16 protein-coding genes are annotated in these 15,260 nt (G+C 57.2%); 4 read left to right on the top strand and 12 right to left on the bottom strand.

From position 1 onward, the window contains the following. Positions 1 to 28 precede the first annotated feature (28 nt). The 3 genes from PHX60_RS01860 to PHX60_RS01850 all read left to right on the top strand — a co-directional run bounded on the left by PHX60_RS01860 (position 29) and on the right by PHX60_RS01850 (position 1,035). Positions 29 to 322, top strand: a complete 294-nt coding sequence (locus PHX60_RS01860) for a rhodanese-like domain-containing protein (protein ID WP_300073881.1) — start codon at positions 29 to 31, stop codon at positions 320 to 322. A 112-nt stretch (positions 323 to 434) separates the two neighbouring features. Continuing rightward, positions 435 to 815 (top strand): rhodanese-like domain-containing protein, encoded by a 381-nt coding sequence (locus PHX60_RS01855; RefSeq protein ID WP_300073878.1) that lies wholly within the window; start codon positions 435 to 437, stop codon positions 813 to 815. Positions 816 to 840: 25 nt separating this feature from the next. Further along, positions 841 to 1,035 (top strand): DUF2892 domain-containing protein, encoded by a 195-nt coding sequence (locus tag PHX60_RS01850; RefSeq protein WP_300073875.1) that lies wholly within the window; start codon positions 841 to 843, stop codon positions 1,033 to 1,035. Between the two features lie 4 nt (positions 1,036 to 1,039). Here PHX60_RS01850 and PHX60_RS01845 read toward each other — a convergent pair whose 3' ends face one another. The 8 genes from PHX60_RS01845 to scpA form a co-directional block, all read right to left on the bottom strand. Beyond that, the gene (locus PHX60_RS01845) at positions 1,040 to 1,321 is read right to left on the bottom strand and encodes a hypothetical protein (RefSeq protein WP_300073872.1); all 282 of its coding nucleotides are present in this window, start codon (positions 1,319 to 1,321) and stop codon (positions 1,040 to 1,042) included. Then, positions 1,318 to 2,217, bottom strand: coding sequence for a fused MFS/spermidine synthase (locus PHX60_RS01840; protein WP_300073869.1), 900 nt, complete (start codon positions 2,215 to 2,217; stop codon positions 1,318 to 1,320). The genes PHX60_RS01845 and PHX60_RS01840 overlap by 4 nt, the downstream gene beginning before the upstream one ends. After that, on the bottom strand, positions 2,214 to 2,849 hold the full coding sequence (locus PHX60_RS01835) for a fused MFS/spermidine synthase (protein WP_300073866.1): 636 nt from the start codon (positions 2,847 to 2,849) through the stop codon (positions 2,214 to 2,216). The genes PHX60_RS01840 and PHX60_RS01835 overlap by 4 nt, the downstream gene beginning before the upstream one ends. Further along, on the bottom strand, positions 2,849 to 3,322 hold the full coding sequence (locus tag PHX60_RS01830) for a VOC family protein (RefSeq protein WP_300073864.1): 474 nt from the start codon (positions 3,320 to 3,322) through the stop codon (positions 2,849 to 2,851). Before PHX60_RS01830 ends, PHX60_RS01835 begins: the two co-directional genes overlap by 1 nt. A 65-nt stretch (positions 3,323 to 3,387) precedes the next feature. Then, a complete protein-coding gene (locus tag PHX60_RS01825; RefSeq protein ID WP_300073862.1) occupies positions 3,388 to 5,442 on the bottom strand; it encodes an acetyl/propionyl/methylcrotonyl-CoA carboxylase subunit alpha in 2,055 nt (684 codons plus the stop codon). 37 nt (positions 5,443 to 5,479) lie between these two features. Next, the gene (locus PHX60_RS01820; protein WP_300073859.1) at positions 5,480 to 7,012 is read right to left on the bottom strand and encodes an acyl-CoA carboxylase subunit beta; all 1,533 of its coding nucleotides are present in this window, start codon (positions 7,010 to 7,012) and stop codon (positions 5,480 to 5,482) included. Between the two features lie 49 nt (positions 7,013 to 7,061). After that, positions 7,062 to 8,069 carry a methylmalonyl Co-A mutase-associated GTPase MeaB gene (meaB, locus tag PHX60_RS01815; protein WP_300074220.1) on the bottom strand — a complete coding sequence of 336 codons (1,008 nt, stop codon included), beginning with the start codon at positions 8,067 to 8,069 and terminating at the stop codon, positions 7,062 to 7,064. Between the two features lie 2 nt (positions 8,070 to 8,071). After that, complete coding sequence (scpA, locus tag PHX60_RS01810) at positions 8,072 to 10,243, bottom strand: methylmalonyl-CoA mutase (protein ID WP_300073856.1); 2,172 nt, start codon at positions 10,241 to 10,243, stop codon at positions 8,072 to 8,074. 129 nt (positions 10,244 to 10,372) lie between these two features. Between scpA and PHX60_RS01805 the strand changes: the two genes are divergently transcribed. Next, positions 10,373 to 11,008, top strand: a complete 636-nt coding sequence (locus PHX60_RS01805; RefSeq protein ID WP_300073853.1) for a GntR family transcriptional regulator — start codon at positions 10,373 to 10,375, stop codon at positions 11,006 to 11,008. 41 nt (positions 11,009 to 11,049) lie between these two features. Here PHX60_RS01805 and PHX60_RS01800 read toward each other — a convergent pair whose 3' ends face one another. The 4 genes from PHX60_RS01800 to dusA form a co-directional block, all read right to left on the bottom strand. Beyond that, positions 11,050 to 11,610, bottom strand: a complete 561-nt coding sequence (locus PHX60_RS01800) for a c-type cytochrome (protein WP_300073850.1) — start codon at positions 11,608 to 11,610, stop codon at positions 11,050 to 11,052. A 256-nt stretch (positions 11,611 to 11,866) separates the two neighbouring features. Continuing rightward, a complete protein-coding gene (locus tag PHX60_RS01795) occupies positions 11,867 to 12,526 on the bottom strand; it encodes an RnfABCDGE type electron transport complex subunit B (protein WP_300073848.1) in 660 nt (219 codons plus the stop codon). 5 nt (positions 12,527 to 12,531) lie between these two features. Next, positions 12,532 to 14,052: a polyhydroxyalkanoate depolymerase gene (gene phaZ, locus PHX60_RS01790; RefSeq protein WP_300073846.1), complete on the bottom strand. Its 1,521-nt coding sequence runs from the start codon at positions 14,050 to 14,052 to the stop codon at positions 12,532 to 12,534. Between the two features lie 123 nt (positions 14,053 to 14,175). Then, on the bottom strand, positions 14,176 to 15,180 hold the full coding sequence (gene dusA / locus PHX60_RS01785; RefSeq protein WP_300073843.1) for a tRNA dihydrouridine(20/20a) synthase DusA: 1,005 nt from the start codon (positions 15,178 to 15,180) through the stop codon (positions 14,176 to 14,178). Positions 15,181 to 15,260 lie beyond the last annotated feature (80 nt).

The raw sequence follows: 15,260 nt of genomic DNA, 5'->3' as shown, positions 1-15,260 counted from the left end.
GATTTTTGTATAAAGGAGCAGGTGCTGAATGCAAAGCTTGATGGAACAAAAAAATAGTCTGCTGGTCGATGTGCGCTCGCCGGGCGAGTTTGCTGCTGGTCACCTTGCTGGGGCCATCAACCTCCCGTTAGACCAGCTAACCCAGGCGGCAGCACACGCGCTGCCCGATCAAAACCAGCCTTTGGTGGTTTATTGCCTCTCGGGGGCGCGTTCGGGCATCGCCGTGCAATGGCTGCAACAAAATGGCTACGCCCAAGCGGTCAATGGTGGCGGCATCAGTGCTTTGGCCTTGCAGTTGGGCTGTGCTGTGCAGCGCCTCTGAACACCCAACACGCTGAACGGACAACACCATGCGACGAAGGCCCTGGTCACCAAGGCATGGTTTGGGTGAGTCGTTACTGTGGCATTCGTGCCCCACTTTGAAGGAGAAACCTATGAAAACCGCCCACGATTTGGTCATGCAAGCCAAAAGCAGTATCTGCGAAGTTGCACTCGACGAGGCCGAACAGGCCATTCGAGAGGCCGACCTGTTGCTCGATGTGCGCGAGGCCGATGAGTTTGCCACTGGTCACTTGCCCGGCGCTGTGCTGGTGCCGCGTGGCTTGCTGGAGTTTCGCCTCAGCAGCACCCCGGCAATGGAGCCACGCGACTTAAAAGTCGTGCTGTACTGCAAAACCAGTGGTCGCGCTGCTTTGGCAGCCCGCGCCATGCAAGAGATGGGCTACCTGAACGTGCAGTCCATTGCCGGTGGCTTTGACGCTTGGGCTGGTGCAGGTAAACCGGTGGCCAAGCCAGAACAACCCTCATTCGATTAATCAACCGACTAGCAAGGAAAAAATCATGAAATCCAACATTGGCGGCATGGACCGCATTCTGCGTATCATCGTTGGGCTGGTGCTGATTGGCCTGGCCGCCACCAACACCGTAGGCTGGTGGGGCTACATTGGCATCGTGCCCCTGCTGACGGGTTTGTTCCGTTTCTGCCCAGCTTACACCCTGCTGGGTATGAACACCTGCCCGCTGGACAAGCGCTAAATTATCAGAGCTGCAACACCAGCACCACCACGAGCAGCATCCCCAAAGCCGCCAGCACAATTTTGAGCAGGCGGCTTTTTTGCGTGGGCAAGGCAAACTCTGCGTTATTGCTGTCGCTGCTGCCGCAGTGGCAAGAGGGGCAAGCGCCCGTCCCAGTGCTACCACAGACACCCGCTCCGGCCTGGGCCTGCAATTGTGCTTGCAAGGCAGCTTTGCGCTGCATCAGCGCATCTAACTCGTCTTGGCTCAATAAGGGGGGATGGTTGGAGCGTAATTCTGGGTTCATGGCAGCAACAGATTAGACGGTGAATACTGATCCGTCAACACCCGCACCCCGGCTGCACTGGCTTGCAACCTAAAACGTGGCAACAATTGGGCTGATAACACCCCCCAGCTTGCCAGTTGCGCCTCCCAGTGGTGGGCTTGCTGCTGCACCTGCGCCCACGCGGGCAGGCCATCGCGACGTGCCAATAAAATACGGTTGCCGCCCGCCAATTCCAATTGATAGAGTTGACCAAACACCGCTTGGTAAGTGGCGGCTTCGTGGCGCGACAAAGCACCCGCAGTAAAAGTATTGGCCGCCAAGACACCGCTGGGCGTAAGCAAACGGTGCAGCTGTTGCAAAAATTCTCGGGTCAGTAAATGCTCGGGGATATAGTCGCGGTCGAAGGCATCCACCAGCACCATATCGTATTGCGCTGCGTGCCGTAGCTGCTGGCGCACAAATACGCGCGCATCTTGCACATGGGTACGCACGCGGGCATCTTCTTGGTAACGAAAATGCGAGCGCGCCACCTTGACCACTGCCGGGTCTAGTTCTACCGTATCAATCTCTAGTTGGGCATCCAGCGCGCGTAGCGTCATGGGCAGTACGCCACCCCCCAGCCCGATAATCAGCACCCGGCGCGGTGTGGGTGCCATATAGAGTGCTGCCAGCAGCCCCTTAGTGTAATTGAGTACCAAACGTTGCGGTTGCGCCAGATGGATGCAAGTTTGCCGCGCATGGAGGCGGCCAAACTTCATGCAGCGGTAACCATCCTCGCTTTCAACCACCAAGATATTGCGGTACAGGGATTTTTCTTGGTAGATGGTGCGTTGGAGCGCAAACTTGTCTTCTGGCATAGCGCTGGCTGGCGCTGCCAGTAGCACCAGCGCCAGCGTAGCGGCCCAGCGGTGCATCATCGAGCGGGCCTTTGCAGCCTTTGCAGCTTGTGTGCTGGTAGCCGGTCCAATACCATCAGCGCCAGCCCAATACTGGCCGAAATGGCCATCAGGCACAGCAAAATGGTGTGGATTTCCAAATACAGTACCAAGTAAAACGAGGTGATGAGCGTACCCGCCGCCGAGCCTAAAGTAGAAACAAAATACAAGCGCCCCGCCGCTAAGCCAGAGCTATCCAGCGCCACAATCAGCAAGCGCACCGCATAGGGCGAAATCATGCCCGAGAACACCGTGGGCGCACCAAACAGCAGCAAGGACCCCAACAAGGAGCCATAACGCGGGTCTGGCACCACTTCGGACAGCCCTTCTAACACCGTATCGCCCAGCAAAATAATCGGCAAGGCCAGCAGCGCCTCGCCCAGCAGCAGCAAGCCCAATTGGGTCAGAGAAGGTTGTTGCAATGACAAGCGGCCGCCCAGCAAATAGCCCACCGACAGGCAGGCCATGAACACCGCAATCACGCCACCCCAAACAAAAATGCTGTTGCCAAAGAACGGGGCTAACAGGCGCCCGCCCAACAGCTCCACGCCCATGACAAAAAAGCCGCTCCAGCCCGCGGCTTTGTAAATCAGCAGCTGGCGCAGGGGCAGCATCAACCCAAGGCCGCAATCACTTCGGGCGGGGCTTGCACCAGTTCAATCAACACGCCTTCACCGGCAATGGGGAACTGTTCGTTGCTTTTGGGGTGCAAAAAAGTGATGTCGTAACCCGCAGCGCCTTTGCGAATACCACCGGGGGCAAAGCGCACCCCTTGCGCGGTGAGCCACTCGACTGCCACGGGCAGGTTGTCAATCCACAGGCCAATGTGGTTCAGCGGCGTGGTATGGACAGCGGGTTTTTTCTCGATGTCCATTGGCTGCATGATGTCCACTTCGACCTTGTAAGGGCCTTGGCCCATCGCGAGGATGTCTTCATCCACGTTTTCGCGTTCGCTTTGGAAGGTGCCGGTTTGCTCCAAGCCCAGCATATCGACCCACAGGGTTTTCATGCGTTGCTTGTCGGTGCCACCAATGGCGACTTGCTGGATACCCAGCACTTTGAACGGACGGGGTGTAGTGGTACTCATAAATATCTCCAATTTTGCGATAAAAAAGGGGCACAAGGCCCCTTAGAGTCGTTTAAAACCGCGTTTTAGGCGAATTCAATAATCACTTGGTCCACGCTGAGCGATTCGCCCTTACCGGCCACAATTTTGCTGACCACGCCATCTTGGGTGGCAAACAATACGTTTTCCATCTTCATGGCTTCAATCACGGCCAGTTTTTCACCCGCTTGCACCGCTTGGCCGGGCTGCACGGCCACATCCACCAGCAAGCCGGGCATGGGCGAGAGCAAGAATTTGGACAAATCTGGTGGTGCTTTGTAGGGCATGAGCGCGTGCAGCTCGGCCCCACGCGGCGACATCACCATCGCTTCGATTTGTGTGCCGTTGTGGCTGATACGCAGCGCCAGCGGATTCTTGGCGGTGCCGCGCTCGACTTGGGCGGTAAAGCCCATGCCATTGCATTGGCCTTGCACGCGAATTTGGCCCAACGTCGCCGTGCTGCTGATTTGGTAGGTTTTGCCATCTACCAGCACTGCACTGGAGCGCACTTGGCCAGCTACGACAAAATCCGTCACTGAGACTTGGTGGTATTCGTTGTGGCCACTGACACCCAGCACGGCCACGGTGAATTTCTCACCCACTTTGACTTCATGTCCGGCCAACTGACCGCTGATGCCCGAGGCGCGGGCGCGGTAGCGGCGGTTCATGTAGGCGGCCAGTGCCACCAAGAACAGCGGGTCATCGTGTGGCACATCAGCGGCATGGAAGCCTTGGCTGTAATGCTCGGCGATAAAGCCGGTGTTGAATTGGCCGGTGACAAACTTGGGATGCGCCAGCAATGCCGCTTGGAACGGAATGTTGCTGCTGATGCCACGAATGACAAAACCATTCAACGCGGCGCGCATTTTGGTGATGGCATCGTTGCGGTCGGTACCATGCACGATGAGTTTGGCAATCATCGAGTCGTAGTACATCGGGATTTCGCCACCCTCGTACACACCAGTATCCACACGCACACCGTGCTTTTTGCTGGTGTCGGACTGGAACATGCTTTCTTCGGGCGGCTGGAAGCGCACCAGACGACCGGTAGAGGGCAGGAAGTTACGGAACGGGTCTTCGGCGTTGATACGGCACTCAATCGCCCAGCCGTCGCGCTTGACATCTTCTTGCGTCAGGGGCAAGGACTCGCCAGCAGCCACGCGAATCATCAGCTCGACCAAATCCAGGCCGGTGATGCACTCGGTGACGGGGTGTTCCACCTGCAAGCGGGTGTTCATTTCCAAGAAGTAGAAGTCTTGGTCTTTGCCCACCACAAATTCGACTGTACCGGCAGACTGGTACTTGACGGCCTTGGCCAATTGCACCGCCTGCTCGCCCATCGCTTTGCGCGTGGCATCCGAGATGAAGGGCGAAGGTGCTTCTTCAATCACCTTTTGGTGGCGGCGCTGAATCGAGCATTCGCGCTCATTCAGGTAAATCACATTGCCGTGGCTATCGCCCAGCACTTGGATTTCAATGTGGCGCGGCTCTTGCACAAACTTTTCGATGAAGATGCGGTCATCGCCAAAGCTGTTGCGGGCTTCGTTTTGGCAACTGGCAAAGCCTTCAAAGGCTTCTTTGTCGTTAAAGGCCACGCGCAAGCCTTTACCACCACCACCTGCCGATGCCTTGATCATGACTGGGTAGCCGATGTCTTTGGCAATTTCTACGGCGCGCTCTGGCGATTCAATCGCGTCATTCCAGCCGGGAATGGTGTTGACCTTGGCAGCCAAGGCCAGCTTTTTGGAAGCGATTTTGTCGCCCATCGCGGCAATGGAATGGGCCTTGGGGCCGATAAAGGCGATGCCTTCGTCTTCGCAACGCTGGGCAAAGGCTTCGTTCTCGCTCAAGAAGCCATAACCGGGGTGGATGGCCTGTGCGCCGGTTTGCTTGGCCGCAGCAATGATTTTGTCGGCCAGCAGGTAGCTTTCGCGGCTGGGGGCGGCGCCGACATGGATGGCTTCATCGGCCAGCTTGACGTGGCGCGCTTCGCGGTCGGCATCGGAATACACGGCCACGGTTTTAATGCCCATTTTGCGGGCGGTAGCGATAACGCGGCAGGCGATTTCGCCACGGTTGGCAATCAGAATCTTGGTAAACATAGCTCTTGCTCTCTCATTCTTCTAGGTGGCGCAGACTTCACAAAGGAATGTTCCCGTGCTTGCGCCAGGGGTTGTCGAGCTTCTTGTCGCGCAGCATGACCAAACTGCGGCAGATGCGCTTGCGGGTTTCGTGCGGCAAAATCACATCGTCGATAAAGCCACGCGCACCAGCCACGAAGGGGTTGGCAAAGCGCTCTTTGTATTCGGCTTCGCGGGCGGCCAGCTTGACTGGGTCGTTTTTGTCTTCGCGGAAGATAATTTCCACCGCACCCTTAGCGCCCATCACGGCAATTTCGGCATTGGGCCACGACAGGTTGACGTCACCACGCAAGTGCTTGGAGCTCATCACGTCATAAGCGCCGCCGTAGGCTTTGCGCGTGATGATGGTGATTTTGGGCACCGTGCATTCGGCATAGGCGTACAACAGCTTGGCACCGTGTTTGATGATGCCGCCGTATTCTTGCGCCGTACCGGGCATAAAGCCGGGCACATCGACAAAGGTAATCACGGGGATGTTGAAGGCATCGCAGAAGCGCACAAAGCGGGCCGCCTTGATGCTGCTCTTGATGTCCAAGCAACCAGCCAGCACCAGCGGCTGGTTGGCCACGATGCCCACGGTTTGGCCTTCCATACGGCCAAAACCAATCACGATGTTTTTGGCATAGTCGGGCTGCAACTCGAAGAAATCGCCATCGTCCACCGTTTTGACAATCAGCTCCTTCATGTCGTAGGGCTTGTTTGGATTGTCTGGTACCAGCGTATCCAACGACAAATCAGCGCGGTCTGCCGGGTCGTTACTGGGGCGCACCGGGGGCTTTTCGCGGTTGTTCAGCGGCAGGTAGTTGTACAGACGGCGCAGCATCAGCAGGGCTTCGACATCGTTCTCAAAAGCCAAATCGGCCACACCGCTCTTGGTGCTGTGGGCCATCGCGCCGCCCAATTCTTCTGCCGTCACGTCTTCGTGCGTCACGGTCTTGACCACTTCGGGACCAGTGACAAACATATAGCTGCTGTCTTTGACCATGCAGATAAAGTCGGTCATGGCGGGCGAATACACTGCACCACCGGCGCAGGGGCCCATAATCATGCTGATTTGCGGAATCACGCCCGAGGCCAACACGTTGCGCTGGAACACATCGGCATAACCGCCCAAGCTGGCCACGCCTTCTTGAATCCGGGCACCGCCCGAATCGTTCAGGCCAATCACGGGAGCGCCCACCTTCATGGCTTGGTCCATCACCTTGCAGATTTTTTCGGCATGGGCTTCGGACAGCGCACCACCAAACACGGTGAAGTCTTGGCTGAACACAAACACCAAACGGCCATTGATCATGCCGTAGCCGGTAACAACACCATCGCCGGGGATTTTGTTGTCTTGCATCCCGAAGTCAGAGCAGCGATGCTCGACAAACATATCCCACTCTTCAAACGTGCCTTCGTCCAGCAGCAACTCGATGCGTTCGCGCGCCGTGAGCTTGCCTTTGGCATGTTGTGCGTCAATGCGGCGTTGGCCGCCGCCCAAGCGGGCAAGTTCGCGCTTGTGCTCCAGTTTTTCTAGGATTTCGTGCATGTCGGTCCTTTGGTTGTAGGGGGAAGTGGTGTTGGAAAACTTCTGGTATTTAGCGGGTATTGGCCAGAAGCAGATTTCTTGCCGCCGTGGAGGGGGCCAAACGGCCCGCTGCTACATCGGCCAAGGTGTTGGGCAGCAGCGCCTGCACTTGGGGATGTTGGCGGAATGCTTGTTTTAAGCCAGCGTCGATGCGTTCCCACATCCAGCTCAGGGCTTGTTTTTCGCGCCGGATGGCCAAGCGGCCATTGGCGCTTTGCAGTTGCCGGAATTCAGACACTGCCGCCCAAAAGCCATCCACGCCTTGACCCAGCAAGGCACTGATTTGCACTACCTTGGGGTGCCAGAGCGCCTCGTTGTGGTGGGCGTGTTCTGGATTGCCATGTTGGCCCAACAAGCGCAGGCTGGAGGTAATTTGGGCTTCGGCGCGCGTAGCGGCGTTTTTGTCGATGTCGGCTTTGTTGATGACGACTAAATCGGCCAATTCCATCACGCCTTTTTTAATCGCCTGCAAATCATCGCCCGCATTGGGCAATTGCAACAACACAAACATATCGGTCATGTTGGCTACGGCGGTTTCAGACTGGCCCACGCCCACGGTTTCGACAATCACGATGTCGTAACCAGCGGCTTCGCACACCAGCATGGCCTCGCGGGTTTTTTCGGCCACACCGCCCAGCGTGCCACTGCTGGGGCTGGGGCGGATATAGGCCCGCTCCTGCACCGAGAGCTGCTCCATGCGGGTTTTGTCGCCCAAAATCGAGCCGCCCGAGACGCTGCTGGAGGGGTCAATCGCCAGCACTGCCACCCGATGCCCTTGGGCAATCAGGTACAGGCCCAGCGTTTCGATAAAGGTGGATTTACCCACCCCCGGCACGCCGCTAATCCCTAAACGCAAGGCTTTGCCCGTGTGCGGCAACAGGGCCGTGAGCAGCTCATCGCCCTGTGCGCGGTGGTCGGCACGGGTGGATTCCAGCAGAGTGATGGCTTTGGCCATCGCCCGCCGCTGTTGCACCGCATTGCCGTGCAACAGGGCTTCTTGCAGCGCCAGCACGGCCATGTTCACGCCGCTTGGGCCTTGCGGATTTGTTCCAGCACGTCTTTGGCACTGGCCGGAATTGGGGTGCCGGGGCCATAAATGCCCTTCACGCCCGCTTGGTACAGGTGTTCGTAATCCTGCGCCGGAATCACGCCACCCACAAACACGATGATGTCGTCTGCGCCTTGGTCTTTCAGGGCTTGGATGATGGCAGGCACCAGCGTTTTGTGCCCAGCGGCCAAGGTACTGACACCCACAGCATGGACATCGTTTTCAATCGCTTGGCGCGCACATTCTTCCGGGGTTTGAAACAGCGGCCCCATATCCACGTCAAAGCCCAAGTCGGCAAAGGCGGTGGCCACCACTTTAGCGCCACGGTCGTGACCGTCTTGGCCCAGTTTGGCAATCATGACGCGCGGGCGACGACCTTGGGCCTCGGCAAAAGCGTTGATTTCTTCTTTCAGCTTGTCCCAGCCTTCGGCAGAATCGTAAGCAGCAGCGTACACCCCGGTCACCTTTTGTGTATCGGCACGATGGCGGCCATAGATTTTTTCCAATGCATCGGATACTTCGCCCACGGTGGCGCGCAAACGAATGGCCTTGATGCTCAAATCGAGCAAATTGCCTTGGCCCGATTCGGCGGCAGCGGTCAGGGCATCCAAAGCAGCTTGCACCGCGGCGTTGTCGCGGCTGGCCTTGATTTGGTTCAGACGCTGCACTTGGCCCTCGCGCACCTTGACATTGTCAATTTGCAGGATGTCTACTGGGTCTTCTTTCGCCAGCTTGTATTTGTTCACGCCGACAATCACGTCTTTGCCAGAGTCGATGCGTGCTTGCTTTTCAGCCGCAGCAGCTTCAATTTTCAGCTTGGCCCAGCCGGAATCGACCGCTTGGGTCATGCCGCCCATCGCTTCGACTTCTTCGATGATTTTCCAAGCCGCATCCATCATGTCTTGGGTCAGCTTTTCCATCATGTAGCTGCCAGCCCAAGGGTCCACCACGTTGGTGATGTGGGTTTCTTCTTGGATGATGAGCTGCGTGTTGCGGGCAATGCGCGAGGAGAACTCAGTCGGCAGAGCGATGGCTTCGTCCAGTGCGTTGGTGTGCAGGCTTTGCGTGCCGCCAAACACGGCTGCCATCGCCTCGATGGTGGTCCGCACAATGTTGTTGTACGGGTCTTGCTCGGTCAGGCTCCAACCCGAAGTCTGGCAGTGCGTGCGTAGCATCAGGCTCTTGGGGTTTTTGGCACCGGTTTCTTTCATGATGCGGCACCACAACAGGCGCGCGGCACGCATTTTGGCTACTTCTAAATAGAAGTTCATGCCAATCGCCCAGAAGAACGACAGGCGGCCAGCAAACGCATCCACGTCCATGCCCTTGTCGATGGCGGTTTTAACATACTCTTTGCCATCGGCCAGCGTAAAGGCTAACTCCAGCGCTTGGTTAGCGCCCGCTTCTTGCATGTGGTAGCCCGAAATCGAAATCGAGTTGAACTTGGGCATATTCTGCGCCGTGTACTCGATGATGTCGCCAATGATTTTCATCGACGGCTTGGGCGGATAAATGTAGGTGTTACGCACCATGAACTCTTTCAGAATGTCGTTCTGAATCGTTCCGGAGAGCTGGTCTTGGCGCACGCCTTGTTCTTCTGCCGCCACTACATAACCGGCCAACACGGGTAGCACGGCACCGTTCATGGTCATGGAGACCGAGACTTTGTCCAACGGAATGTCGTTGAACAAAATTTTCATGTCTTCTACCGAGTCAATGGCAACACCGGCCTTGCCCACATCGCCTGTGACGCGCGGATGGTCCGAGTCGTAACCCCGGTGCGTGGCCAAGTCGAACGCCACCGACACACCTTGGCCGCCAGCGGCCAGCGCTTTGCGGTAAAAAGCGTTGGATTCTTCAGCGGTAGAAAAACCAGCGTATTGGCGAATCGTCCAAGGGCGCACCGCGTACATGGTGGCTTGGGGGCCGCGCAGATAAGGCTCAAAACCCGGCAGGGTGTTGGTGTGACGCAAATCAGCCGTATCTTCTGCGGTATAAAGTGGCTTGACGACGATGCCGTCGGGGGTAGTCCAATTCAGGGCATCGACATTGCCACCGGGGGCCGATTTGGCGGCGGCACGTTGCCAATCTTGCAAAGATGCCGTTTTGAAAGTATTGTCTGAAGTTTCGTTAGGGCTGCTCATAGATCGAGTCTCCATTCGCTAAGAGAGTGGCTGGCGCGCTCGCAATGCTTCGCAGGCCCGCACGACAAACGCAAGTGTACCGCAATTCATAATTATTAATTTATAGTTTTTTTCGGTACCATTGCGCCTATGTCTGCCATTACCCTGACCCCCCGCGCGCTGTACGAACAAGTGGCCGAGCAACTGCGCCAGCGTATTTTTCGGCGCGAACTGGAACCCGGTAGCTGGATTGACGAGCTCAAAATTGCCGAAGAATTTGGCATCAGCCGCACGCCGCTGCGCGAAGCCTTAAAAGTGCTGGCCGCCGAAGGGCTGGTGACGATGAAAGTGCGCCGGGGTGCTTACGTCACCGAGATGTCAGAAAAAGACCTGCGCGATGTCTATCACCTGCTCAGTTTGCTAGAAAGCGATGCGGCCGCCGTCGTAGCCACCCGCGCCGAGAGCAGCCAGTTGCAAGCGCTGCAAGCCTTGCATACCGAACTCGAAGCCGCCGTGCAAGAGCGCGAACGCTTTTTCGCCCTGAACGAGCAGTTTCATATGCTGTTGCTAGAGCTGGCCGACAACCGCTGGCGCAGCCAAGTGGTGACCGATTTACGCAAAGTGATGAAGCTCAATCGGCACAATTCTTTATTCAAGCAGGGCCGCTTAGAGGATTCTTTGCGCGAGCATCGGGCGATTTTGGCGGCCATCATGGCCCATGATGCGCCAGCAGCAGCCCAAGCCATGCAAACCCATTTTGCCCAAGGCTTGGCAGCGGCAACCTGAAGGCAGGCCCACACGCCGCAAACCTGGCCATTTCTAGCCATTTATGGCATAGAGTTAATGAAGGCAATCACTGCTTGTAAATCGGGTTCGTTCATGCTACGCACCGTGGGGGTCATGACCGATTGCGCCAAGGGGCCTGATTGGGCGGTACGGTAGCGGTCTAGCATTTTGCGTAGGTATCCGGGCTGCTGGCCTGCAATGCCGGCGATTTTCTCGTTGCCCAAGCCATTGGCACCGTGGCAGGCCAAACACTGCTGCTGGTACACCGCCTTGCCTTTTTCGGCCAAGGTGGGGTTGGTGCTGGGCTTGTGAACGACTTTTTGTGCCGAGTAGAACAACACCATGCCCACTTTTTCATCGCTGTTCATGGACTTGATCATGCCTTCCATGAATTCATTGCGCCGTTGGCCTGTGGCAAACAGGCGCAATTGCTCCAGCAGGTAGGCAGGGTTTTGTCCGGCCAAATTGGGAATATCGGGGTTGAGGCTGTTGCCACCTTCGCCGTGGCAATGGATACAGACCGCAGCCACCCTGCGCCCCAGCTTGAACAGGCTCTCTTCTAGTGCTGGATTGGCTTGCACTTCTTTGAGGCGAGCGCTCAAATCAACATCAGCAGTGGCTCTGGCCCGAGATGGTTGTGCAACTACCGGCTGCAAGGCACAAATTGCAAGCAGTGCGGCGCTGAAAGCCACTGAAACGCGTTTCACCATGAAAAAATCCCCTTGCGGAAAATGGGCATTCTAGAACGATTGCGCCATCCATCCATGCAATATCCAAAGGAAGATACTGGATGCAACAGCAGACGCAGAAAACATTATCTATGTTATCGACCGCACCAAAGCACTGGTACGGCTTTGTTTAGCGGCTGGCCGTGCGTTGGGCGCGGGCTTTGGCCAAAATAGCCGCAATAGCTGCTTTTTTGTCGCTGGGTGTGCTGGCAGCACTGGCAGATGCCGCTGGTGGGGTGGATAGGTGGGCAGGCGGCACAGGGGGAGGTGCCAAGCGTTGTTGGTGCAGGTGATAACGGCTGCGCGCTTGCTGTGCTTGGGCGGGTGTCCAGGCTTGCCAAGCCGTGGCACTGCCGCTGATGGGCAGCAACTGAATGCAATCGACGGGGCACACAGGCACGCACAAACCACAGCCGGTGCAATGCGCGCTGATGATGGTGTGCAACTGCTTGTTAGCGCCCACAATGGCATCGGTGGGACAGGGGGGTAGGCACAGGGTGCAGCCGATACACCACGCCTCGTCAATGACGGCCACACTGCGTGGACCTTCTTGGCCATGTGCGGGGTTGAGCGGCAAAATAGTTTGCCCGGTTAATGCCGCGAGTCGGGCGATACCCTCGGCACCACCGGGCGGGCACTGGTTAATGGCCGCCCGGCCTTGGGCGATGGCTTGGGCGTAAGCGGCACAGTCTGGGTAGTCGCAACGGCCACATTGCGTTTGTGGCAGGGCTGCATCAATGCGCTCGGCCAAAACCTGCCAAGCACCCTCTTGAGCGGCCACTGCCTCCATCTGCTTTAGCTCTTGCGTGTGCGGCGGTTGTATTTAACCGGTGCGCTGCGTGGGCTGGCAGTGACGGCGGTGGCGGCCATTTGCATGCCATGCTCGGCTTCTTGGTGCATAGGCTCGGCAGCACCAGTGACCACAGAAATTTCCGCCTGAATGGCTGGTGTTGCTACCGCTGCTGCGACTTTGGCGGCTGGCGCTGCCTCTGGTGCAGCCGGGGCGGCATCGGGTACGGCGGCGGGACTGGCAACTGGGGTGGCAGTCAAGTTGCCTTGGCTGCTGAGAATAAAATCACGCACTTGCGGATAAACCACCTCGCGCCAACGGCGACCACTAAAAATGCCATAGTGGCCAGCGCCAGCGGCTTCAAAATGCTGTTTGTCGGCGGCAGCAATGCCACTGCACAAGTCCAGCGCCGCACGGGTTTGGCCGGGGCCAGAAATGTCGTCCAACTCGCCTTCTACGGTGAGCAGGCGGGTAGCCGTGATGTCTTGCGGGCGCACACGCTCTGGGGTGCCATTGCTGGAGCGCACATCCCAAGTGCCGTTGACCAGCTTGTATTCTTGGAACACAGTGCGGATGGTTTCAAGGTAGTAACAGGCGTCCATATCCAGCACCGCGTTGTACTCGTCATAGAACTTGCGGTGTGCTTCGGCACTGGCTCCATCGCCCTTGATAAGGTCTTTGAAGTAGTCGTAATGGCTGACCATATGGCGGTCTGGGTTCATGGCGACAAAGCCGGTGTATTGCAAGAAGCCCGGATAAACCCGACGCCCCACACCCGGAAAGCCCTCGGGTACGCGGTAAATGACGTTGTTCTCAAACCATTCGTAGCTGCGTTTGGCGGCCAAATCATTGACGGCGGTGGGCGAATGCCGGGCATCAATCGGGCCACCCATCATGGTCATGGAGAGCGGGGTTTTTTCGCCCCGGCTGGCCATTAAGGACACCGCTGCCAGCACCGGCACGGTGGGCTGGCACACACTGATGACGTGGCAATTGCCGTAAGCACCTTGCAGCAGTTGGATAAATTCTTGTACGTAGTTGACGTAATCGTCCAAGTGGAACTCGCCCTCAGACAGTGGCACCAGACGCGCGTTTTTCCAGTCGGTAATAAATACCTTGTGGTCTTGCAACATGGTACGCACCGTGTCGCGCAACAGCGTGGCATAGTGGCCCGACAGCGGGGCGACTATCAACACGGCAGGCTGCTGTTTGAGTTTGTTGAGCGTGGCCGGGTCGTCAGAGAAACGCTTAAAGCGGCGCAATTCACAAAAAGGCTTGTCTAAGGCAATGCGCTCGTGGATGGCTACCTCTACACCCTCGACCTTGACGGTTTTGATGTCAAAGGTTGGCTTTTCGTAGTCTTTGCCCAAACGGTAGAACAAATCGTAGGTTGCCGCTACCCGTTGTGCCGCAGGCAACTGGCTCAGGAACGAACCGGAGTTGCTGAACAACTTGGAGGAGGCCTGGGCAAAGTCAGAGAAAGGCTCCATCAAGGAGCGTTGGGTTTCATAGAGCTGGTAGAGCATGGTGGCATCCTTTTTTGTTGTCTTGCAATATAAATGTTGCAGTGCAATATAGCAAGTTGATATGGGCGGCGCGTGGGCTGTAGCCTGCTGTGGTCAGTGAATATCCCTAGAACGGTGTTGCACTCAAGACACAGATGCTCGCTGGGCCAAGGCCATGACTTCGTGGGGCGGCAAATCTTTGAGCTGATGGTTGCTCCATATTTGGCGCCAATAGCGCGCACCGCGCAAACCGTGGCGCAAACCCAACATATGCCGGGCAATGGCATACCAGTGGGTGCCGTGCTGTGCGGCTTCGCGCGCCATATAGTCCACCATTTGGGCTTCTACGTCCTCGCGCGATAGGTTGGATGCGGGTTGGCCATAAAACACTTCGTCCCAACGGCTAAGCCACCACGGGTTGTGGTAAGCCTCGCGCCCCACCATCACGCCATCGAGCAGCGCCAGTTGCGCTTGCACGGCCGCATCGTCGCTAAAACCGCCATTGATGGCGATGGTGAGCTGAGGGAAGTCTTGCTTTAGTTGGGCCACAACGCCATAGCGCAGCGGGGGCACTTCGCGGTTTTCTTTGGGGGATAGGCCCTTGAGCCACGCATTGCGCGCATGGACGATAAACACTTTGCAGCCCGCATCGGCCACGGTGCCAACAAAATCGCGCACCAAGGCGTAGTCTTCGTTCTTGTCGATGCCAATACGGTGTTTAACGGTGACGGGCACTTGCACCACATCCTGCATCGCTTTGATGCAATTGGCTACCAAAGTAGGCTCTTGCATCAGGCAAGCACCAAAAGCACCGCGCTGCACCCGTTCACTCGGGCAGCCGCAATTGAGGTTGATTTCATCGTAGCCCCAGGCCTCGCCCAAGCGGGCGCTGCGTGCCAAGATATCGCGCTCACTACCGCCCAGTTGCAGGGCGACAGGGTGTTCTTCGGGGTTGAAGCGCAAATGGCGCTCGGTGCCACCATGCACGATAGCCCGCGCATTGACCATTTCGGTGTAGAGCAGGGCTTTTTTGGACAACAGCCGGTGAAAAAATCGGCAATGCCGGTCTGTCCAATCGAGCATCGGCGCGATGCTCATGCGCCACGGTGAGGTAGAGCGAGGATTGGGTGAAAATTCTGTCTGGAGCATGGGAATTTGGCGTGTTGCTGTGCGATTCTGTTGATTCGGTGCTATTTTCGTATGGCTTATCAACTCCCGGCACCATCCGA

The sequence above is a fragment of the Giesbergeria sp. genome, from assembly GCF_028686475.1.
In the GTDB taxonomy this organism is placed as follows: Bacteria; Pseudomonadota; Gammaproteobacteria; order Burkholderiales; family Burkholderiaceae_C; genus Simplicispira.
The sequence above is the reverse complement of the archived record's forward strand: the minus strand, read 5'-3'. Positions and strand labels throughout refer to the sequence as shown.